The 20,551-nt window shown below is 47.0% G+C and carries 22 protein-coding genes; 18 read left to right on the top strand and 4 right to left on the bottom strand.

What is annotated here, in order from left to right; all coding sequences use genetic code 11:
* The first annotated feature begins 98 nt into the window (after nt 1-98).
* The 6 genes from M3212_RS12430 (at nt 99) to M3212_RS12405 (ending at nt 4,517) form a co-directional block, all read left to right on the top strand.
* Nucleotides 99-251 carry a hypothetical protein gene (locus M3212_RS12430; protein WP_251194306.1) on the top strand — a complete coding sequence of 51 codons (153 nt, stop codon included), beginning with the start codon at nt 99-101 and terminating at the stop codon, nt 249-251.
* A gap of 274 nt (nt 252-525) precedes the next feature.
* Nucleotides 526-1,389 (top strand): transporter substrate-binding domain-containing protein, encoded by an 864-nt coding sequence (locus M3212_RS12425; protein ID WP_251194305.1) that lies wholly within the window; start codon nt 526-528, stop codon nt 1,387-1,389.
* A 106-nt stretch (nt 1,390-1,495) separates the two neighbouring features.
* Nucleotides 1,496-2,149, top strand: coding sequence for an amino acid ABC transporter permease (locus M3212_RS12420; protein ID WP_251194304.1), 654 nt, complete (start codon nt 1,496-1,498; stop codon nt 2,147-2,149).
* Nucleotides 2,142-2,864, top strand: a complete 723-nt coding sequence (locus tag M3212_RS12415) for an amino acid ABC transporter ATP-binding protein (RefSeq protein ID WP_251194303.1) — start codon at nt 2,142-2,144, stop codon at nt 2,862-2,864. Before M3212_RS12420 ends, M3212_RS12415 begins: the two co-directional genes overlap by 8 nt.
* Nucleotides 2,865-3,001: 137 nt before the next feature.
* Entirely contained in the window at nt 3,002-3,970 is a 969-nt protein-coding gene (locus M3212_RS12410) for an aromatic acid exporter family protein (RefSeq protein ID WP_251194302.1), read from the top strand.
* 37 nt (nt 3,971-4,007) lie between these two features.
* Nucleotides 4,008-4,517: a L,D-transpeptidase gene (locus M3212_RS12405; protein ID WP_251194301.1), complete on the top strand. Its 510-nt coding sequence runs from the start codon at nt 4,008-4,010 to the stop codon at nt 4,515-4,517.
* A gap of 237 nt (nt 4,518-4,754) precedes the next feature.
* Here M3212_RS12405 and prli42 read toward each other — a convergent pair whose 3' ends face one another.
* A complete protein-coding gene (prli42, locus tag M3212_RS12400) occupies nt 4,755-4,844 on the bottom strand; it encodes a stressosome-associated protein Prli42 (protein ID WP_251194300.1) in 90 nt (29 codons plus the stop codon).
* 149 nt (nt 4,845-4,993) lie between these two features.
* Here prli42 and mce point away from each other — a divergent pair, with 149 nt between their 5' ends.
* Nucleotides 4,994-5,428, top strand: coding sequence for a methylmalonyl-CoA epimerase (gene mce, locus M3212_RS12395; protein ID WP_251194299.1), 435 nt, complete (start codon nt 4,994-4,996; stop codon nt 5,426-5,428).
* Between the two features lie 64 nt (nt 5,429-5,492).
* The gene (locus M3212_RS12390; RefSeq protein ID WP_251194298.1) at nt 5,493-6,617 is read left to right on the top strand and encodes a M20/M25/M40 family metallo-hydrolase; all 1,125 of its coding nucleotides are present in this window, start codon (nt 5,493-5,495) and stop codon (nt 6,615-6,617) included.
* 165 nt (nt 6,618-6,782) lie between these two features.
* Here the strand turns inward: M3212_RS12390 and M3212_RS12385 are convergent, their stop codons facing one another.
* A complete protein-coding gene (locus M3212_RS12385; RefSeq protein ID WP_251194297.1) occupies nt 6,783-6,989 on the bottom strand; it encodes a hypothetical protein in 207 nt (68 codons plus the stop codon).
* A gap of 290 nt (nt 6,990-7,279) precedes the next feature.
* On the opposite strand from M3212_RS12385, the gene M3212_RS12380 reads away from it, so the two are divergent.
* From M3212_RS12380 to M3212_RS12345, 8 genes are all read left to right on the top strand, one after another.
* Nucleotides 7,280-8,470 carry a DNA polymerase IV gene (locus tag M3212_RS12380; protein WP_251194296.1) on the top strand — a complete coding sequence of 397 codons (1,191 nt, stop codon included), beginning with the start codon at nt 7,280-7,282 and terminating at the stop codon, nt 8,468-8,470.
* A gap of 65 nt (nt 8,471-8,535) precedes the next feature.
* On the top strand, nt 8,536-11,946 hold the full coding sequence (locus tag M3212_RS12375) for a hypothetical protein (protein ID WP_251194295.1): 3,411 nt from the start codon (nt 8,536-8,538) through the stop codon (nt 11,944-11,946).
* Nucleotides 11,943-12,239 (top strand): EscU/YscU/HrcU family type III secretion system export apparatus switch protein, encoded by a 297-nt coding sequence (locus M3212_RS12370; protein WP_251194294.1) that lies wholly within the window; start codon nt 11,943-11,945, stop codon nt 12,237-12,239. Before M3212_RS12375 ends, M3212_RS12370 begins: the two co-directional genes overlap by 4 nt.
* 120 nt (nt 12,240-12,359) lie before the next feature.
* Nucleotides 12,360-12,779, top strand: a complete 420-nt coding sequence (gene fliS / locus M3212_RS12365; protein WP_251194293.1) for a flagellar export chaperone FliS — start codon at nt 12,360-12,362, stop codon at nt 12,777-12,779.
* A 25-nt stretch (nt 12,780-12,804) separates the two neighbouring features.
* On the top strand, nt 12,805-14,253 hold the full coding sequence (locus M3212_RS12360; protein ID WP_251194292.1) for a flagellin: 1,449 nt from the start codon (nt 12,805-12,807) through the stop codon (nt 14,251-14,253).
* Between the two features lie 211 nt (nt 14,254-14,464).
* Nucleotides 14,465-14,902 (top strand): YaaR family protein, encoded by a 438-nt coding sequence (locus M3212_RS12355; RefSeq protein ID WP_251194291.1) that lies wholly within the window; start codon nt 14,465-14,467, stop codon nt 14,900-14,902.
* 354 nt (nt 14,903-15,256) lie between these two features.
* Nucleotides 15,257-16,831, top strand: a complete 1,575-nt coding sequence (locus M3212_RS12350; protein WP_251194290.1) for a methyl-accepting chemotaxis protein — start codon at nt 15,257-15,259, stop codon at nt 16,829-16,831.
* A 147-nt stretch (nt 16,832-16,978) separates the two neighbouring features.
* Complete coding sequence (locus M3212_RS12345) at nt 16,979-17,317, top strand: hypothetical protein (RefSeq protein WP_251194289.1); 339 nt, start codon at nt 16,979-16,981, stop codon at nt 17,315-17,317.
* A 107-nt stretch (nt 17,318-17,424) separates the two neighbouring features.
* Here the strand turns inward: M3212_RS12345 and M3212_RS12340 are convergent, their stop codons facing one another.
* Nucleotides 17,425-18,609, bottom strand: a complete 1,185-nt coding sequence (locus tag M3212_RS12340; protein WP_251194288.1) for an Acg family FMN-binding oxidoreductase — start codon at nt 18,607-18,609, stop codon at nt 17,425-17,427.
* 10 nt (nt 18,610-18,619) lie between these two features.
* Entirely contained in the window at nt 18,620-19,213 is a 594-nt protein-coding gene (locus tag M3212_RS12335) for a TetR/AcrR family transcriptional regulator (RefSeq protein WP_251194287.1), read from the bottom strand.
* Between the two features lie 278 nt (nt 19,214-19,491).
* Between M3212_RS12335 and M3212_RS12330 the strand changes: the two genes are divergently transcribed.
* The gene (locus M3212_RS12330; RefSeq protein ID WP_251194286.1) at nt 19,492-20,124 is read left to right on the top strand and encodes a pentapeptide repeat-containing protein; all 633 of its coding nucleotides are present in this window, start codon (nt 19,492-19,494) and stop codon (nt 20,122-20,124) included.
* Between the two features lie 85 nt (nt 20,125-20,209).
* Nucleotides 20,210-20,392, top strand: coding sequence for a hypothetical protein (locus M3212_RS12325; protein ID WP_251194285.1), 183 nt, complete (start codon nt 20,210-20,212; stop codon nt 20,390-20,392).
* The last annotated feature ends 159 nt before the right edge of the window (nt 20,393-20,551 follow it).

Here is a 20,551-nt window from a genome sequence, read left to right as displayed (position 1 = left end):
TGTAATTATTGCCAATACTCTTTTGTTTTAAGGAGGCGTTTAGTATGATGAAAATGGTTGGAAACACACCAGCTCTATTCATTAAGGAGGAATTCATAATGAGCAAAAAATTACTTTACATGATTCTAGCGGGAGCTCTATCTGTAAGTGTTTTAGCGGCTTGCGGAGATCCGGCAGAGGATCCGGCTGCCCCTACTGATGATTCAGGAGTTGAAGCACCGGCAGATGAAGCAGAAGAGCCGGCTAGCTAAAGAAGCAATATATACTAAAAAAACAATCTATTCGCCGAATAGATTGTTTTTTTAGTAGGACAATATGCTGATTTTTGCTGGAAAGAGTTATGTCACAAGAATAAACGGGTAAAGGAAAAGAAAGGAAAGTCATTTCGAATAAAGGGAAAATTCTGTCTTTAATCTCGCTGTTAGCTTTTTTTACAAAAGGTATTCCCTTTTTTAAGAGCCTTGTGTTATTATGCAAATGCGAGTATAAATATTATATTACAAGAAAGAAAACGGGGGTAACACGATGAAAAAATTATGGATGTTTGGGTTATCGGCGGCTTTATCGTTCGGTATTTTAGCAGGCTGTGGAACTGGTGGAGAAGAAGCGCCAGCTGGCGATGCACCGGCTGATTCAGAAGAGCCGCAAACGGAAGAGCCGACAGAGGCGAGTGAAGGAGAAGGCGGCACGCTTGTAATGGGAACTTCTGCTGATTATCCTCCTTATGAATCAATTGATACACAGACAGGTGAAATTGTCGGCTTTGATGTTGATATTGCGAGATATATTACAGAAGAGCTCGGTTATGAGCTGCAAGTTGAAGATATGGATTTCAATGGCTTGATTCCGGCGATGGAAGCAGGACGTGTTGATTTTGTGCTTGCCGGGATGACGCCAACGGAAGAGCGGCTGGAAAACGTTGATTTTTCCGATATTTATTATGATGCGAAGAATTTAATCGTCACAACGGAAGATGCAGGTATCTCCGCAGTTGAAGATTTAGCTGGCTTAAAGGTCGGTGTTCAGCTTGGTTCAATCCAAGAGGGAGACGCAGAGGCGCTGGCTGAAGAACATGGCTTTGAAGTAGTGAAGCTGAACCGGATTCCTGAAATTATGCAGGAACTGCTTGCCGGCCGTATCGACGCGATCCTGATGGAGGATACAGTTGCAGCAGGTCACATGGAAGCCCAGGACCAGCTTTTGAGCTTCGAAGTTGAAAGTGAAGAAGAAATGGGTTCAGCGATTGCCTTTCCGAAAGGCAGCGAGCTTGTTGAACCGTTCAATGAGAAGTTGAATGAGCTGATTGAAAGTGGTAAAATGGATGAGCTTATCCTGCAATGGTTTGATGCTGAAGGCGAAGTAGAAGACGCTGAAGCTGAACAAGAATAGAACGGTTGAATCCCGCGTGCAGTTGGTGTCCGCGGGATTCAATTCTTTAAAGAAAAGCCATGCGCGGCTTTTCTTAATAAGAATGAAATAGGAAGGACAAACTGACATGCTAGATTTTAATCAAATTGTGCCGCATATCCCTTTTCTTTTACAAGGGGTGATTGTCACCTTACAATTTGTTTCTGTCGCTTTGATTTTCGGGCTTGTATTGGGAATTGTCCTCGCGATCTTCAAAATAGGGCGTTTTGGAATTCTGCGCTTTATCGCTGATGCTTACACCTCCGTGTTCAGAGGAACCCCGTTAATTTTACAGCTTTCCATTATTTATTTCGGTTTACCGCAGTTTAATCTCGATATTTCGGCTTATCAGGCCGGGGTTTTAGCCTTCGGACTGAACTCAGCCGCTTATGTGTCGGAAATTATTCGTGCCGGAATTCAGGCAGTCGATAAAGGACAGAAGGAAGCGGCGGCGGCTCTCGGTATTCCTTACCGTCCGATGATGCTGAAAATTATTTTGCCACAGGCGTTTCGCAATATTTTACCGGCCTTATTTAATGAATTTATTAATCTGACGAAAGAATCAGCGATTGTCTCGGTCATCGGCGTGATGGATTTGATGCGCAGAGCACAGATCGTCAATGCGCAAATTTTTAGTTATTTTGAGGCGCTCTTGTTCGTCGGCTTAATTTATTATCTGCTTGTAATGGTGCTGACGTTGATTGGCCGGATGATCGAAAGGAGGTTACAGCGCGGTGATTAAGGTGGATGATCTTCATAAATCATTTGGAAAGGTTGAGGTGCTGAGAGGCATTTCAACGACGATTCATAAAGGGGATGTTGTGGCGATTATCGGTCCGTCCGGTTCGGGAAAGTCAACCTTGCTGCGGTGCATGAATTTATTGGAGAAACCGACGCAGGGGAAGATTTGGCTTGCTGAGAAAGAGCTGACAGGTCCGAAGACGAACATTATGGCCGCCCGTCAGCAAATCGGCATGGTCTTCCAGCATTTTCATCTTTTTCCTCACATGACTGTTCTTGCTAACTTGACGTATGCACCGATGACGGTGAAACGTATGGCACGGGAGGAAGCAGTTGAAAAAGCGGAGGAATTGCTGCGGCGCGTCGGTCTGTATGAGAAGCGCGATGAATATCCGAACCGCCTGTCAGGCGGGCAAAAGCAGCGTGTCGCGATCGCCCGGGCTTTAGCAATGGAGCCGGAGGTGATGCTGTTCGATGAGCCGACTTCCGCACTTGATCCGGAAATGGTCAAGGAAGTGTTGGCGGTGATGAAGGATTTGGCTGTCTCCGGGATGACGATGGCGATTGTCACTCATGAAATGGGCTTTGCCCGTGAAGTGGCTGATCGTGTCCTTTTCTTAGATCAGGGGATTCTGATGGAGGATGCCCCGCCAAGTGAATTTTTTACGGCACCGAAGTCAGAGCGCGCGAAAGACTTCCTCGAAAAGGTGTTATAAAGCAGTTAGGCTTGCAGACAGGCTCTGCAGGTCTTTTTGTGCCGGGTATCGCTGTCTTGGGTACCGCAGCGGAGGTGGACTTTTGAGACACCCTCTCCCCATGTTACACTATAGAAAAAAACGAGATGAGGCGAATTATGGCATTTAAGATAGGGTATCGCACATTGAAAACAGCTGTCGGGGCGGGCGTGGCGATTGCGATTGCGCAGGCCTTACAGCTGGAGTTTTATTCTGCGGCCGCAATTATTGCCATTCTCTGCACGTCGATTACGCGGCGAAGCTCATTAAAAGCTTCCGGATCAAGGATTGTGGCGTGTTTAATTGGTATGACCGTCAGCGGGCTGTTCTTTCAGCTGCTCGGCTACTATCCGTGGACATTGACAGCAATATTACTTGTATTCATTCCTTTAAGCGTGATGGCGAGGGTGAAAGAAGGAATTGTCACGAGCTCGGTGATTATTCTCCATTTATATACCATTCAAACGTTGTCAGTTGAGATTATCGTCAATGAATTATTGCTGATTGTCATCGGTGTCGGGGTAGCATTGCTGATGAATGTGTATATGCCGAATATTGACCGCGAGCTGCGTCATTATCACCAGGAGATTGAAGATCATTTCAAAACGATTTTGCGCGAGCTGGCGACTTATTTGCGCCATGGGGAAAGTGACTGGGATGGGAAAGAGATCCCAGAAACGGTGCAATTGCTTCAGGAAGGGAAGAATGTCGCCTTCCGCAACATTCAGAATCACATTCTCCGCTATGAAGATCAATATTACTATTACTTCAAAATGCGTGAGAAGCAGTTTGAAATCCTTGAGCGGGTTATGCCGTTTGTCTCTAAAATTACGTATTCGGTTCCGCAGGGGGAAACGCTCGCTGATTTCCTGTCCGAGCTGAGCGGCGCGGTCAGTCCCGCGAATCGGGTCCCGTATTTCCAGGAAAAGCTGAGAGCGATTAAGCAATCATTTCAAGAGACGGATCTTCCGGCGACACGGGAGGAATTCGAAGTGCGCTCGGCGCTGCTCTACATTATGTATGAAATGGAGCAATATTTGTATATTAAAGACCGTTTGTGGAACAAGGCGGATAAAAAGAAGCTCTGACTGAAATCCTAAGGAAAAAAAGATAGGATTGAAACAGATGAGAGTTCTAATCATTGCCTTGATCAGTTGTTTAATCTCTTCCCCGATTTGGCCGATCGGCGACAATCCGATGCAAGGAGATCCTTTTATTATTATCAACACGAACACGAACCAGCTTGCTTTTATTCAGGGGGGAGAGGTCAAAGAAGTGATGCCGGTCGCGAGCGGAAAACCGGGAGATCAAACGCCACTCGGTACCTTTACTGTCACAGTGAAGGCTCATACGCCGTATTACCGCAAAAAAAACATCCCGGGTGGCCACCCGAACAATCCGCTCGGGGCGAGGTGGATCGGCTTTGATGCGCTCGACACGAATGGCAGGGTGTACGGCATTCACGGCACAAACCGACCGGAATTGATTGGCAGAGCTGTGTCGGCCGGCTGTATCCGCCTGAGAAATGAAGCGGTGATCAAGCTGTTTGATGTGGTACCGCTCGGCACAAAGGTTCATATTACAAATGGCAGTCATTCGTTTGAGGAGATTGCCAAAGAGTTTGGCGCCATATGAAAAAAGCTGCTGAAAAAGTGAAAATCGTACTTTTTCAGCAGCTTCGACCAAAAGTTAGCCTTCAAGCAGTATGCGGACCCGTTACACTCTTAAAAGCCTGGAGAGGGCCCGGATTTCGTCTTCAGGCGAGTAGCGGACGAAGCAATGTCAACTGGAAAACATGCTCCCCAACCTGACAGTTTGACAAAGCTTTCTATTGAAAGGAAAGATTCATGCTTCTATCGCTGCTTTTTCTTATTAGAAAAAGGAGATGCCCATCAGGACGGAACCAAGAACCATAGTGGCTATCATAATGTAAATAATCGTCTTGCGAAATTTGCGTGGCATTGTGCACCCTCCTCTAAATCATACGTTCTTTTATTTTACTGTGTTCTGCTTTTGAGGACAAGGGGGAGAGAAAAATAAGCGGCGAAGAAGGATTTTTTGGTAAAATAGACGAAGTAAGGGAGAAGACAAAAGGGTTTGGGGGGAGCAGCATGAATGAAAAGTCACCAAAAAAAATTGATCATATTGGCATTGCCGTTTCTTCAATTGAAGAAGTGCTTCCGTTTTATGTAGGGAGTCTTAAGCTGCGTTTGTTGGGAATCGAAGAAGTACCTGCTCAAGGGGTGAAGGTCGCCTTTCTGGGTGTCGGGGAATCGAAAATTGAATTGCTTGAACCTCTTTCAAGTGAAAGTCCGATTGCCAAGTTCATTGAGAAGCGCGGCGAAGGACTGCATCATGTCGCCCTCGGTGTCACCGATATTAGAAAGAGAATTAAAGATATTCAGGAAAACGGCGTGGAAATGATCAATCATGACCCGGTTCCCGGAGCCGGCGGAGCGCAGGTCGCTTTTTTGCATCCGCGCTCCGCACGCGGTGTGCTGTTTGAATTCTGCGAAAAAGAGGAAGGAGCAGTTCCAAAGGGGTGATTTTCACCTTTTCGGGACTACTCCGAAGCAACTAAATCATTTGTTTACATACTGGAGGAAAATCATGATAAATGAACAACGATTAGTCGAAGAATTTCTGGAGCTTGTCCAAATTGATTCAGAAACGAAGCACGAACAAAAAATTGCGCCAATCTTAAAGGAGAAGTTCGAGAAACTCGGGGTAAATGTAATTGAAGATGATGCGGCGAAGAAAACCGGTCATGGCGCAGGCAATTTAATTTGCACCTTGCCTGGGGTAAAAGGAATCGAGACCATCTATTTCACCTCGCATATGGACACGGTCGTACCGGGTAACGGGGTTAAACCGTCAATTAAAGACGGCTATGTCATCACGGATGGGACAACAATTTTAGGTGCCGATGACAAAGCAGGGATCGCCGCGATGCTTGAAGCGATACGCGTCCTAAAGGAAGAGCGGATCGAACATGGCACGATCCAGTTTATTATCACGGTCGGGGAAGAATCAGGTCTAGTCGGGGCGAAAGAGCTTGATCCGAGTTTGATCGAGGCATCCTACGGCTTTGCTCTGGACAGCGATGGTCCGGTCGGGAATATTATTGTCGCTGCACCGACACAAGCTAAAGTAAAAGCGATCATCCACGGTAAAACGGCTCACGCCGGAGTCGCCCCGGAAAAAGGCGTTTCCGCGATTACAGTAGCCGCAAAGGCCGTCTCGAAAATGCCGCTCGGCCGGATTGACGAAGAAACGACGGCGAACATTGGCCGTTTTGAAGGTGGAACGCAAACGAATATCGTCTGTGATCATGTTGAAATTCTCGCCGAAGCGCGCTCCCTCATTAAGGAAAAGATGGAGGCACAGGTGGCAAAGATGAAAGCAGCCTTTGAGGCAACTGCCGCCGAGATGGGGGCACGGGCCGAGGTGGAAATTGACATCATGTATCCGGGCTTCAAGCTTGGCGACGGTGATGAGGTTGTGGAAGTCGCGAAAAGAGCGATGGCAGCGATTGACCGCCAGCCGGAGCTGCTGCAGAGCGGCGGCGGAAGTGATGCCAATATCATCGCAGGGCATGGTATCCCGACGGTTAATCTTGCTGTCGGCTATGAAGAGATTCATACAAAAAATGAACGAATGCCAATTGCTGAACTGACTAAGCTTTCTGAAGCGGTTGTGGCGATCATTCAGGAAGTAGCGAAGGGGAAGAAGTAACATTGGGGAAGTTTTGAGCGTCGAAGAATAGTTCCCGTTTCAAGGAGACGGTTACGCTCATTGCGCAGAGGCGGGGCAAAAGGGTCAATAACCTTTTGCCCCGCCTTTTTAAAGAGTAAAGGTAAAAATGTTCCGGCTGACAAGAAAAGTCGTCCATAGGCTTTTTTAATGGTAATACGTTTGGATTTCAGGAGGGCTTGCTTGACCAAACTCCATGCTTTCAAGAATATACTCTTCGGAGTCGCCGGTAATGGCTGCAATTTCCGCTATTGTCGGTGATTTTTTGTGTTTTTTACGCGCTATCCGCTGGACAAACTGAATCTGCTTGAACGAGAGGTAGAAGGACTCCTGTTTTTGTTTGCTTATATGCATAAAAGCAGCCTCCAATCTACAGGAAGGAAAGACTTCTCCTGTATGTTCACCATAACGAAATCCTCTCCATCTTTCAACCAACCTTATTCCTAAATCGAACATTCTTTCGTATAATAGAGGTGGACATATGGAAGGATATTGTCGGAGTGATGGAAGCTGAAGTGTTGCTGCAGTCTTAGAGCGGAGAGGAAGACCATCTCCGTAACAGCCGCAAACAACTACCCGCAATCGTCTGATTCGGGTTATGTTATCAAAAATGTCATAAAATAATGGGAAAGGAGGAAAAACAGATGAAGCCGGTTCGTTTAATCTTTCATCTTGATATGAACAGTTTTTTTGCCTCAGTGGAAATCGCACATGATAAGAAGCTGAAAGGAAAGCCGGTCGCGATTGCCGGCAACCCGAAGGAACGGAAAGGCATTATCGTGACGAGCAGCTACGAAGCGAGGGCAAAAGGGGTCAAAACAACGATGCCGATTTGGCAGGCGAAAAAGCTCTGTCCATCGTTAATTATCCTGCCGGCCAACCGAGAGCGGATCCGCCTGGCCTCCCAAAGAATGTTCGCCATTTTGGCGAGCTATACACCGCTAGTTCAACAGGTGTCCGTCGATGAGGGCTATTTGGATCTTACTCATTACTTAGGCCGGATTCATCCTGTGGTGCTCGCCGGGCAAATTCAGGCAAGAATTGCCGAGGAACTTGATTTGCCATGCAGCATCGGAATTGCGCCGAACAAATTTCTGGCGAAAATGGCGAGCGATATGAAAAAGCCGAACGGCATCACCGTACTGCGTAAACGTGATATTGAAAAAAAGCTTTGGCCGCTTGCGATTAGCGAGATGCACGGCATTGGCAAACGGACAATTGAAAAATGGCAGCGCCAGGGAATTTTAACGATTGGCGATCTGGCCAAGGCTGATCCATTGCTGGTAAAGCAGAAATTTGGCGAGCGCGGTCTTGTCTTGCGGGAACGGGCCAACGGACATGACGACAGACCGGTCGATCCCGATGCCTATGAGGAATTTAAATCGGTCGGACATTCAACTACGTTACGCGCTGATACACGAAATGAGCAAATCATTTTTCAAACACTTGCTGAGCTGGCGGCCAAGGTTCAAAAACGATTGAAGCAAAAAGGAGTGATGGCGCGGGGCGTTCAGCTGACGATCCGTTATCACGACTGGAAAATGGTGACCCGCAGTCAGAAAGTGCTAAATCCGATAAGAGAGCAAGCGGACATACTTCGGCAGGCAACTTCTTTGTTTAAAAAGGCATGGACGCAGGAGCCGGTGCGTCTACTCGGAATAAGCACATACGATTTGATTGAGCAGCAATATGCGTATAAACAGCTTGACCTCTTTTCTTATGAAAAAGAGCAGAAAGAGGAGCAGCTGCTCGAAACGATCAATGACATAAAAGCCAAGTTTGGTGATCATGCTGTCCAAAAAGGCTGGCTGCAAAATAGAGGCACGGAAAAGTAAACAATCAGCTGAAAAAAACCGATAAGAAAGTAAGGACTTTTTTACAAGCCAGGAGCGTGAACCGTATGCAAATACAACAATACACCCAAGCCGTCAGCCAGACACAGGAGCGGCCGGTACAGCTTAGAGAAGGCGATGTGTACCGGGCAACGATTAAGGAGCGGAAAGGAAAGGACGAGGCTGTGCTCTCGATCAGGGGACGAGAGGTTGTCGCAAGATTTGAAGGAGGTGTTCCTGCCGGAGAGCGGACGACGATTCAAGTAGTCGACCCCGCAGGTGAGTCGATTCAGGTAAAAGCACTTGGCAACAGTGACAGGAAGCTTCCCGCCGGTGAACAGGGAAGCGCAGCTCGCCAGCAAGAGCTGACTCAAACTTTGCGACAGCTCGGCGTCAGCCAGCCTACATCCGAGCTTAGACAGGCAGCGGCGATGCTGATGGACAAGGGCGTCCCGCTTTCCAGGGAAGCTGTCGCCGATTTGCAGCGTTTTCTCCAGCAAGGAAAGCCGGAACAAAGACTGCAAACGGTCCAGGCATTGGCGAGCAAACGGCTCGATGTGACATCCTCTCACCTGAACGCTGTTCACGAGGCGCTTCACGGTCGTCCGCTCAACCAGGTGCTGACCGATTTGGCAAGGGAGCTGGACCCGGACTTCAAGGCCCGGCCGGTGCAAAGGGAGCAGTTGGACCGCCAGCAGCCGCCAGCTCGCGAGGTTAGACAGGAAGTGCAGCGGATGACAACGGTGGAACGGGCAGCGGCCCATATCGAACGCCAGCTGCTACCATCTGTCACGAGTGAGCAGGCAAGGACGCTTTCAACTGCGATTGAACATGCCCGCACAGACGCGGCCCGCGGCCAGGAAAGAGAAGGAATCACGCGGTTGGTAAGGGCGCTGGAGCAGATCGAGCGTCCGGTATTACCGTCACAGGGGGAGCGCCCAGTTCAGGCAGAGCGTCCACAGCCGTCAGCGCCATCACCTGCCCGGACAGCGGAAGTAGAGCAGGTGCGTCAGGCAGTGGAGCGGGCGCCGAGTGTCGAGCGGGCGGCACAGCAAATAGAAAGCCGCTTAATCCGCTCTCAGGCGTTGAGCGCTGAGCAAACAAGAGATGTGACACGTGCGATCGAGCAGGCGAGAGCAGACGCGGCCCGCAGCCAGGAGAGAGAAGGAATCACGCGGCTGGTGAGAGCGCTGGAGCAGATCGAGCGTCCGGCATCACCATCGCAGGGGGAGCGCCCAGTTCAGGCAGAGCGTCCACAGCCGTCAGCGCCATCACCTGCCCGGACAGCGGAAGTAGAGCAGGTGCGTCAGGCAGTGGAGCGGGCGCCGAGTGTCGAGCGGGCGGCGCAACAAATAGAAAGCCGCTTAATCCGCTCTCAGGCGTTGAGCGCTGAGCAAACAAGAGAGGTAACACGTGCGATCGAGCAGGCGAGAGCAGACGCGGCCCGTGGCCAGGAAAGAGAAGGAATCACGCGGCTGGTGAGAGCGCTGGAGCAGATTGAGCGTCCGGCATCACCATCGTCACAGGGGGAGCGTCCCCAGTCGCCAGCAGCGGCACCTGCCCGGACGGTGGAAGTAGAGCAGGTGCGCCAGGCAGTGGAGCGGGCGCCGAGTGTCGAGCGGGCTGCTGAGCGATTGCAGGACTTCGCCCAAAAAGCACCGTTAGATCGCGAAGGTCGGCGAACTGTAGATCGAGCTATTGCTGAAGCAAAGCATCTTGATCGAATCGCGGCAGAACGAATTCTGCAAACATTACAACAGTCCGGTCAAGCGAATTCGCAGCAAAATCAAAGTAAGCTGATTCAGGAGATGCGCACAACTCTCGTCCGGGAAGGCGTCACAGAATCATTCCGAGATCAGTTGCAGGCTGTGCTGAAGCAGGCCGGATCGCGTCCGGAGTCAGCCGATCAGCTGCAGCGGGCTGTGCTGCAATCAGAGCAGCTTCAGGCAGTGGCAAAAGAGCGCCTTCTTGCTTCTTTGGCAAGAATCGAGCAAACGCTGCCGGCGCTTGCTGGTACTCAGCCACAGCAGCAAGCATTACCGCTTGAGGAAGCCATTCGGCAGGCGGAAACGACGTTGCAACGGGAGCCTGTGTTAGCGCGGGCGATTCAGCAAGCTCAAGCATTGCTCAGTGAACAGGCGCTTCCGCCGGAGCTGAGCCGGCAAGTGAATGAAAGACTGGAGGCGGCGCGGGCATTTGAAGAGCAGGGCCGGGAATTAAGAGCGCGACAAGAGCTTGCGTCACTTATTGAGCAGGTGAAAGCAGGCAGTCCGAGGGCAGAAGCTGTGCAGCAGACTGCTGAAAGCAATACATATGTGCAAAATGAGCAGTTTCAAACGAGCGTGGAAATGGCCAGCAAATCAATTGCAGTGACGACGATTACCGAGAAGCTGGCGCAAATGACAGCTGAATTTAAAGCGTTACAGCGCGATGTTACCCGGCAGCTTGATGTTGTATCCCGGCAAATCGAGCAGTTCCGCAATCAGGCCCAGCAGCAGGCAAAGCCGTTGCTTGAAACGACGATCAAAAAGCTCGATCATGCCATTTTGCGCAGTGAAATGATGCAGTTTGCTGATATGAAGACAGAACGCCAGCTTATGCAGGCCAGCAGTCAGCTTCATGAAGCGAAAAAACTGCTTGTCAAAGGGCAGCACCAGGAAGCGAACCGGATTGTCAAAGAGGTGACGCAGCTTGTCGAACGGCTCAATTTCAAACCCTCTGACACAAAGGTGAAGCACTACACGGCCGCGAGCGAGCAGGCGTTACGTGACGCTCAGCTTCCGGGGAGAAGTATGCCGCAACAGCTTGGGGAAATCGCCCGCGGACCGATGCAGGAAGGCTCCCCGCGCGCGATGTTCGAGATGATTCGCAGCCTTGGTCTAAATCGTGACAGCGAGCTTGCCCAGCAGCTTGCTTCCGCCCGGGATCAACAGCTGCCGGATGATCAGCGCAATTTAAAAACAACGCTGCTTCAGCTGGCACGCGGGGAAGAAGAGGGAGCCCGTGTCCAGCAGCTCGCAAACCAGGCGTTAAACAACTTGACCGGTCAGCAGCTGTTAAGCCGTTCCGATCAGCAAGGCAATTTGCAAAGCATGTTTTTTCAGCTTCCTCTTTTACTGGAGGAAAAGGTTCAGAATTTGCAAGTGTTTGTCAACTCGCGCAATGAGGGCGAGCAGGTTGATTGGGAGAACTGCAGCCTTTATTTTCTGATGGAAACGCCGAAAATGGGTGAAATCGGCATTGTTGTGTCGGCTACAGAACGGCAATTATCTGTAACATTAAAAAATGATCAGGCTGACTTTCAAAGAAAGATGGAACCGCTTGTCGAGGCGGCGGTGGAAAAACTGTCGGAGATCGGATATTCAATCAATGGAATAAAATATGCGCAGCTGTCAACGGCAGAGCAGGCGGAAAAAGAGGATACGGAAACACGCCAGCAGCCGATATTTACCGAGAAAGGATTTGATTTTAAAATATGATCGTTTCGAGGCATTTCAACCAAAAACAACGCAGGCAGATCAATGGCCCAACCGCTGCGGTCATCCGTTATGACGAGGAGAGCGATGCGCCGAAGGTTGTCGCACACGGCAAGGGCCAAGTCGCCAATCAAATTATCGAGCTGGCCAAGCAGAATCACATTCATATGCAGGAGGATCCGGGGCTTGTCGAAAACCTGCTTGATATGGATTTGGGGGACAATATCCCGCCCCAGCTTTATTCAGTGATGGCGGAGATTTTGCTTTTGATTGAAGAGATGGAGAAATCATATTAACGATTCATTTATGTAAGAAACATGGCGGCATAAACTTTTTTTATGACAATCTATTAAACAATTGGTACGAGCTTCCGATAATAAAAGTAGAAGCAGACAGATGGAGGTGAAGCCTTAGCCATGTTTCTGACAAATGAAGCACTTCATCAAAAGACACCGCAGGAAATCACGGCTCTTCTTTATGAAGCATTGCTGCTTAATTTAGAAGATGCAGCTACATATATTAAGGATAAAAGCTATATTGACGCCAATGAAAAACTGCAAAAAGCTAGCGACATTATCCATCGGCTCGGAGCCGGGATAAACTATGAAGCCGGCATTATCGCCGATCAGCTGGAGCAGCTTTATAATTACATAGCGGATAAACTTGTTGAAGCCAACTTTAAAAAAGATAAAGCGATGATTGACGAAGTCATTGCTGTGCTTAAGCCAATTATGGAATCATGGAATCAAGCGATGAAATCAAATCGCGATGTCCAATCAAAAGCTGTAAAGCAAAAAGTTAATGTCTATGAAAATCATTCAATTTACGATAATTAATTAATAGAGGAAGGGCGTTGTTTTCATGAAAATTAATAATAATATTCAAGCATTAAATGCATACCGCAACTTAAATAAAAACCAGTTCCAAACATCAAAAAACCTGGAGAAGCTTGCCTCAGGGATGCGTATCAACCGCGCTGCTGATGATGCGGCCGGGCTTGCCATCTCTGAAAAAATGCGCTCACAGATCCGCGGTCTGAAAATGGCGGAACGGAACGCGATGGACGGAATTTCGTTAATGCAGACAGCAGAAGGCGCTCTTCAGGAAGTGCATGCCATTCTGCAACGGATGCGTGAACTCGCGGTCCAGGGTGCCAATGATACAAACACTGAATATGACCGTCAGCAAATCCAAAAAGAGGTCGAGCAGCTCAAGCTTGAAGTCGACAGCATCTCTGAAAAAACAGAATTTAACACTCGTAAATTGCTAAACGGCTCCAGTGCAGTATTGGCTTCAATCAGTGAGGATACAGATAATGGTGCAAACGTAATTGGAATGCCGAAAGTCATTGATCCACGTTTACAATCAGGGGTTTATCATGTCAAGGTGGAAGGTAGTACAGAAGTCGTAACGTTGAATCAAGTAGGAGCTGGAATTGCCGACGAAGATAATATTTCATTGGATGAAGACCTAGGAGAGGGTGATGACTTCTATCCGCAAGCGTTTGGTGAATACACGATTAATGTTAGAAGCTTCTTAGCGAATGACCCTGACCCGGATGACCCGGCTAGTGATATTCAATACAGTGCAACAATTCAAGTCGTTGGTCCAAATGGCTTACCGCTTGAAGAACGTTCAGTCCCGGTACACAGTAGTAGTGTGACTCCTAATAATGAATTCTCAATTGGCGGACTCTCCATTAACACAGCAAATATCCGTGAAGCCGGTACAATCAAAGTCTCGATTGAGCAAAAGGCAACGTTTTCTGTCTACCGTGGTGAAGATACAGCCGATGAGAATAAAATTGCTGCTGAAAAAACAATCACAACTAGAAACGGTGTAATTACCCATGGCGGTATTGAATTTTCATTTGACAATTCAATTGCTGACGATGAAACAAAGTTCTCCATCACCAACAACGCCCTCGCTTTCCAAATCGGGCCGAACACGAATCAAAATGTAATGATTGATGTTCCGCGTCTTGATGTTGTAACACTTGGTATTGAAGAGGTGGACGTGACATCGCAGAAAGGGGCGAATGAAGCGATCTTTATCCTTGATAATGCGATTAATGTTCTTTCCGACGTGCGCGCTAAGCTTGGGGCAACGCAAAACCGAATGGAGCATACAGTCAATAATCTCCAAGTGACGCATGAGAACTTAACGGCGTCTGAGTCACGGATTCGCGATGCGGATATGGCGCTTGAGATGACGGAGTTTACCCGTAATAATATTTTGAACCAGTCGGCGACAGCGATGCTCGCTCAGGCGAATCAGTTGCCGCAAGGTGTTCTTCAGCTGCTGCAATAAGCTAAACAGCGGTTTTGAAAAGGAAATTCGATATGAAAGGAGCTGTTCCACTTGGACTTTGGGACAGCTCCTTTTTCAAAGAGAAGAGAGAGGGCCTTGCTCATTACAGGAATGCTCGTTACAGGTTTCGGAGAGAAACGTGTTGAGAAAAAGTGCCTTTGTTATGGTACACTGAAAAGACAAGATTATCGAGTAAAGAGGTGCGCATGATATGGACGTACAGCGAGTCGGTAAAACCGGCCTACAGCGGACAGGAACAAAAACTACCGGACCTGAAGCAAAGGTGTCCTTCAGTGAAGTGATTGGAAAGCAGCGCGATGAGAAAGCGTATGAACGTCTCTCCAAGCTGATGGAAAAAATCGATGATCAGGGAAGGGTGCTGGCAGAATCGAGAACGGTTGGCGAGCTGCGCAAATATAAACAGCTGGTGAAAGATTTTATGGAAGACGCGGTTTCGTTAGGACTGAGTCTTGAAGAACGACGGGGCTTTAACAGACGGGGACGGACGAAGATTTATAAAATTGTTCAGGAAGTGGACCGGAAGCTACTCGATTTAACAGATGCCGTGCTTGAAAAGCAGAAAAAAGGACTTGATATTCTAAATATGGTCGGCGAAATCAAAGGCTTGCTTGTTAATATTTATGCCTAGTTCGCCATTGTTTGCGATCCAACATGAAAAGCTGGACCCGATTTACAGGGTGCGGCTTTTTATTATGGAGAAGCTTTTATTATGTATAGTTGCTGGATAGGAAAGAATGGTATAACGGTTGAGGTGAACCGGAAAAACTATAATATAATTCAGTATTCTTTAGTTTAATTAATTGTCATTCATATTTTCATTATAAAAAGAGGAAGGTGATTTTATAGATAAATACTTCGAATTCATGTTAATCCACATGAAGATAACATAATTTTAACTAAAGGAAAGCGGGGGTTTGAATCAAGGAGTTTGTCTCTTATTCTACTGCTACAAATATCTATGCTATTTGATAAGGAGAGAAAAATGTTAAAAAAGAAAAACGAACTTATGTTGTATTTTGCCGCATTTGTCACGTTATTATCGTTTGTTGTTCATTTCCTCCATCGGGAGATCGGCTGGTTGGACACCTATTTGTTGCTATCGCCGTTTCATGACAGCCAAACAGCTCAGTTAACGTTTCTATTAAATGGGTTGTTGCTTATTCCGCTTCTACTGCTGCTTGCAGCGGTATTCGTTTATCGCAAAGACCGGTCTCACCCGGCTTTACCGTGGCTGATCATGCTTTCTTTGACGTTTGGCAGCATTTCGCTCGTTGCTGGCGGGGACGGAATGGTTGAATATCATTTTTCTATTTTTATGGTTGTGGCCAGCTTGGCTTACTTTGAAAATAGTAAAATCATTGTTGCCAGCACACTTATTTTTGCCCTGCAACATTTGGCTGGGTATTTCACCATTCCTGAATTAATCTGTGGGACGGATCATTACCCGTTTACATTATTGATGATTCACGCCTGTTTCCTCGTCTTGACAAGCCTTGTTACAATTGTGCAGCTAATGGCGCGCAATCATTATTATCGGATTGTCAATGAGAATGAACGAAAACAAAAAAATATGCTGCAAAGCTTAATTGAGCATATTTCAAAAATGTCGAAAGAGCTTTTAAACAATGTCGATGGACTGGAGAAGGGTGCCAAAGAGTCGACAACGGCTTCTCATTATATTATGGAATCAATGGTTGAAATGGTTGCCGGGGCTGATAATCAGGTAAAAGAAGCACAAAAGAGCAGTTTAATTGTGGGAAATATTGCAAATGATATCGACAATATCATTACCCAGGCAAAACACGCGGTTACATCCTCTGAACATACGGTAAGTCAAGCGAACCGCGGGAAAAGCAGCATGGTGGAGACGGTGAATACAATGGAGCAGGTTTCCTTCGCTGTGCAGAAGATCGAACAGGAAACGGAAAAGATGACGAAGCGGTCCGTCGACATACAGGAGATGCTGCTGCTCATCCAAAGCATCGCCAATCAAACGAATTTATTAGCGTTAAACGCCTCGATTGAAGCCGCCCGCGCGGGTAAGGAAGGACAAGGCTTTGCTGTTGTCGCGAGTGAGGTGCGAAAATTAGCCGATCAATCCCGCGGCTATGCAGAGCAAATTGTAACGACCATTACTGAATTGGTTGATGGGATGAAAAGTATGAGCGAGTATACAGAGTTGGGCCGAAAGCAGGCAGTACGTGGTGTGGACCAGGTCAAGCAAACAGGTGAATTACTAGAGACGATCGTGACCAATATTGAGCAAGTATCAAACGAAACGAGCACCTCCTATCATTTAGCCGCAAAAATTGGCGAGAAAATCAGTGAAATACAGCACTCCTTACAGCAGATGGAAAGCATCGCCCTGGAAAACAAAGCAGGCACTGAAAGCATTTCCTCTTCTTCGGATCAACAGCTGACTAATTTTGAGCAGGTCAATGACATTACGGCCGGCATTCAGCAGTTAACCGCCTCACTTACCAAGCAGATTGAAAAAGTGAGAACAGATATGCAGCAAGGCGAACAGAATAATGTCGGTAATGAAAGAGAGCAATGATGGAAGGGGAGAAGATTGATGAAACGTGAGCAAAATGATATTTTTTGAAAATGATAATTTATTCAGAATCTAATCATATTATCAAGCTAACAGCCAAATGATTTCCAATACTGGAAATGTGAATAATCTGAAGGAGGTTGAGATGAATTGCTCAGTCATTTTACTACAGAGGAAGCAGCGGGTTTTCAGGCGTATACAAGACTTACGGTTACCGCTCATGTAAAAGCAAAACGAGAGGGAGCAGACTTGCCTTACAAGCAGGCGCCGATCAGTTTCAAAGACTTCTTAGAAATGATAGACAAGGATGTCGTCGGAAATCATTTCTTGTCGAGGGAAATTGATCAATGGCAGCAAGAACATAGCGATCTGCAGAAGCGTATGGGCGGTGATCCTCAACGGGAAAAAGCAGCCTTGGGCTATCTTGAAAAAGCCTACCATCTAGGAATTGTCGACAAGTCAGGGCATTTGTACACAGCAAAAGCTTAATTTATAAATGACCGGGATAAAAGCCGCAGGACACTCCAAAAAGCTAGAAGAGAATTGATTCTACCTTTTGGGTTCCTGCGGCTTATGTATTTATAAAAAGAAGCGCTTTACATCATAACATCCTCCACAGCTCTGCGCGGACTTGGCAGAGGTGTTTTCAGCGGGTAGCCCAGTCGGAAAAGAAAAATACCATCCCAGCCAGGCGGGGTTAATTTGGATCGTTCTGCATGAAAGAAAGAAGTCTTCTTTAATGCCTGTTCCCGGTCGCTCATTTCATTTAATTGATTAAGGGGATGCATCCCTAATCCTTCCTTTGTGCCAAATAAATGAATCCGTTGCCAGACGCGCCCTGCCCGAACGGGCTGCTGCGGAACGGCTGCATTTCGAACAGAAAGCAGCCCGTAAGCAGCGGCGGTTGCCGTATGTCTATCTCTCGTGGCGTTCAGCCAAAACTGGTCATTCCTCTCTCGCGACAATGGCGGTAGCATCTTCCCAATTGCGCGAATAAAGAAGGATTCGCCCTGAGCATCTAATGTAATTCCGTCACGACTCTGTTGGACATCTTGCCAGCTATCCTTAAACCAGCGATTGCTTGCGATGCTCATTTCTTCATCGGCAATAATCGCTTCTGTCGATTGAACGATTAGGTCGCTGATCTTCTTTTTATCCTCAGTTGATGAAAACCAGCGCAAATCAACATTCTTTTCCTCCAGTGTAAGGTGTTCCATTTCTTGATAAAGCTGAGCGGGAATCGGACGATCGCCGTCATATACGCCACGATTTGTGTGGCGGTGAAAAATATAAGAAAAGAGCGGGGCAGGTGTGACATAAGCTTGTTCGAGGTGAACACGGGCGATGCAGAGTGGCTCCATTGAGAGAGGAGTGTATTGCAGGCGGGCAGAAAAGCCATTTTCAGCGGCGGCTTGCATCATGTTCTCAATCGCGCAGCCGAGCCCGATAAACATTTCCCGCTTGAAAGGATCAAAGGCACCGAGATGTCTGCTTTCGTCGGCATAAATATCAATATAATCGTCAGTTACTTTAAATAGCCAAGGTTGAGTATTATGTGGATTAGAGGCGAGAACGGCAGCCTGAATGAGCTTGAGCTGATCAGGAAAGGCACCATTGTCCTGCTTTTCCCACGGCTCAAAAGCTGACCCTCTTCCTGCCTGAAAGACACCCTGATCAACTGCCCGCCAGATGGACCCGCCCCAAATCATAACGATTAGGAACGCTCCTGTCTTTTTCAAAAAGTTTCTTCTTGAAAGTTTATCCTCCAGTTTTACGTTCATTCCGCGCCTCCTAATTCTGCTGGAAATAAGGGGTAAAGACGGTAAAGATAAGGTCGATGCCTTCCTCAAGCAGTTCTTCTGTTATGCCTTCTATTCCACTCGACTCAAGAAACATCAGCCAGTAATTACTGATCATCCAACTGATTTTCAGCAGGGCGTCCAACTGACCTTTTACAGTATCATGCAAGACACCGAGATCGATTAATTGCTGAAGAAATGCTCTTTGCTGCTGCATTCGTTCCTGTTGAATCTGACTATGTCTGGACTTTAAGTCCGGATCGTTTTTCATTAGAACGATCAATTCCCTGTAAAAAAACCGATACTTCCATTCCAGTTCAAAGCTGCTTTTCAACAAAGATCTCAACTCTTGGAAAGAAAGCTCATTTTGCTGTTTTGTGATTGACCAAAGGAGATGAAAATCGGCAACCATCCTTTCAAAAATCGCCCTGATAATTTCTTCTTTATTTTGAAAATGGTAGTACAGATTGCCGGGGCTGATCCCGATTTCCTTTGCAATATGGTTGGTGGATACTTCACCAGTGCTATTTACATTGAACAGTTCAATTGCGGCATCAATGATTCTCTCTTTCGTATTTTTAGCCAAGCGACCTCCTCCTTTTTAGAGTAAATACTCTAATTAAGAGTTTAGAGTATTTACTCTAAAAAATCAAGCGGCTTTATGCTGATCGCTACAGTTTAAACGGCGGGTTATATTCCAATGTCCCGAAAGCAGCCCGCCTCTTCCAAAGCTAAAGCGGGGGAACGGTTAGCGAAGCGGCTGATGCAGGAAGGAACTCTTGACACCTGGTGATATAATCAATCAAGTAATGTTTTCCAGTGAGAGTGATCTCTCCTGCTATCATGAAAAAAGTAGGTGCCTGAATGAAGATTGATAAACCTAAACTGCCCCGTGAGTTGCCAGTAGGAAAGTTTGAAGATATTTATAACGAGGAAGATCCTCATCTGCATGGATTGGAAGTGGAAAAGTCATGTTTTGATCATGAAACCATTGACCGGGTTCAATTGTATGGAATGGTGATAAAGAACTCTACTTTTCAGCATACGCAGTTTCGTCATATCGACATAACCGACGTTCATTTCGAAAATTGTGACCTCTCAAATGCGGATTTAAGTAATGCGAGCATTCATCGGGTAACCTTCAGCAACTGTAAGCTGTTAGGAGTTCAGCTTGCAGAAAGCCGATTCGGGAATGTTTTGTTTGATCATTGCTTGCTGTCGATGTGTAATTTTGGCGAGTCGAAAATGGAAAAACTCCACTTTAAAGACTCCAATCTAACCAACGCCGATTTTTATCATTGCACGATGAAAAAGACGGTTTACGAGCAATGTAACATTGATGGCGTCAGTTTTGATCGGACTGCATTAAACGGAATCGACATTAGCAGCTCTGACTTTCAATCGTTAACTGTTTCACCGGAGGAGTTGAGAGGATGTATTGTTTCCGAAAGGCAGGCTCTTTCGTTTGCGGCGATGCTTGGATTGGACATCAAATAAACAGTGATTGAATCGCGTTTCCGTACCGTGTATGATGGAAGTAAATAGTTGGAATAATTAGGAAAAAATTCAGGAGAGGTGGGACATGACTTGGTTCATCGGGATCGCTCTTGCACTTTTGGCCATTATTTGGCTTGCGATGGAGGTCGCCACGTCCGGGGACAGCGGAAAAGGGATTCGTTCCTATGTAACATCATTTAAGAAGAGCCTGCTTTTTGTGATTCCCTTGTTCGCCATCGGAGGCGTGATTTATTACATGTTTTTCTAATGAAAAAACTGCTGTAGAGGCTGGACAAAAGGTAAAAAAAACTTAGACGGCACAACTAACACAATGGTTTAGTTGTGCCTTAACCATTTGGTTTCAAGATTGTTTAAATATTCATTTGGTGCCTTCTTGAACCTTCTTTGTTTTGTATGTGTGTAAATA

This window comes from Halalkalibacter oceani, from assembly GCF_023715705.1.
In the GTDB taxonomy this organism is placed as follows: Bacteria; Bacillota; Bacilli; order Bacillales; family Bacillaceae_D; genus Halalkalibacter; species Halalkalibacter oceani_A.
The sequence above is the reverse complement of the archived record's forward strand: the minus strand, read 5'-3'. Positions and strand labels throughout refer to the sequence as shown.

Bases quoted from the DNA above. Each gene is read 5' to 3' on its own strand.
- M3212_RS12375 (WP_251194295.1), top strand. From the start codon at position 8,536: ATGCAAATACAACAATACACCCAAGCCGTCAGCCAGACACAGGAGCGG.
- M3212_RS12385 (WP_251194297.1), bottom strand. From the start codon at position 6,989: ATGCATATAAGCAAACAAAAACAGGAGTCCTTCTACCTCTCGTTCAAG.
- M3212_RS12380 (WP_251194296.1), top strand. From the start codon at position 7,280: ATGAAGCCGGTTCGTTTAATCTTTCATCTTGATATGAACAGTTTTTTT.
- M3212_RS12330 (WP_251194286.1), top strand. From the start codon at position 19,492: ATGAAGATTGATAAACCTAAACTGCCCCGTGAGTTGCCAGTAGGAAAG.
- M3212_RS12420 (WP_251194304.1), top strand. From the start codon at position 1,496: ATGCTAGATTTTAATCAAATTGTGCCGCATATCCCTTTTCTTTTACAA.
- M3212_RS12430 (WP_251194306.1), top strand. From the start codon at position 99: ATGAGCAAAAAATTACTTTACATGATTCTAGCGGGAGCTCTATCTGTA.
- M3212_RS12360 (WP_251194292.1), top strand. From the start codon at position 12,805: ATGAAAATTAATAATAATATTCAAGCATTAAATGCATACCGCAACTTA.
- M3212_RS12405 (WP_251194301.1), top strand. From the start codon at position 4,008: ATGAGAGTTCTAATCATTGCCTTGATCAGTTGTTTAATCTCTTCCCCG.
- mce (WP_251194299.1), top strand. From the start codon at position 4,994: ATGAATGAAAAGTCACCAAAAAAAATTGATCATATTGGCATTGCCGTT.
- fliS (WP_251194293.1), top strand. From the start codon at position 12,360: ATGTTTCTGACAAATGAAGCACTTCATCAAAAGACACCGCAGGAAATC.
- M3212_RS12390 (WP_251194298.1), top strand. From the start codon at position 5,493: ATGATAAATGAACAACGATTAGTCGAAGAATTTCTGGAGCTTGTCCAA.
- M3212_RS12325 (WP_251194285.1), top strand. From the start codon at position 20,210: ATGACTTGGTTCATCGGGATCGCTCTTGCACTTTTGGCCATTATTTGG.
- M3212_RS12340 (WP_251194288.1), bottom strand. From the start codon at position 18,609: ATGAACGTAAAACTGGAGGATAAACTTTCAAGAAGAAACTTTTTGAAA.
- M3212_RS12370 (WP_251194294.1), top strand. From the start codon at position 11,943: ATGATCGTTTCGAGGCATTTCAACCAAAAACAACGCAGGCAGATCAAT.
- M3212_RS12350 (WP_251194290.1), top strand. From the start codon at position 15,257: ATGTTAAAAAAGAAAAACGAACTTATGTTGTATTTTGCCGCATTTGTC.
- M3212_RS12425 (WP_251194305.1), top strand. From the start codon at position 526: ATGAAAAAATTATGGATGTTTGGGTTATCGGCGGCTTTATCGTTCGGT.
- M3212_RS12410 (WP_251194302.1), top strand. From the start codon at position 3,002: ATGGCATTTAAGATAGGGTATCGCACATTGAAAACAGCTGTCGGGGCG.
- M3212_RS12355 (WP_251194291.1), top strand. From the start codon at position 14,465: ATGGACGTACAGCGAGTCGGTAAAACCGGCCTACAGCGGACAGGAACA.
- prli42 (WP_251194300.1), bottom strand. From the start codon at position 4,844: ATGCCACGCAAATTTCGCAAGACGATTATTTACATTATGATAGCCACT.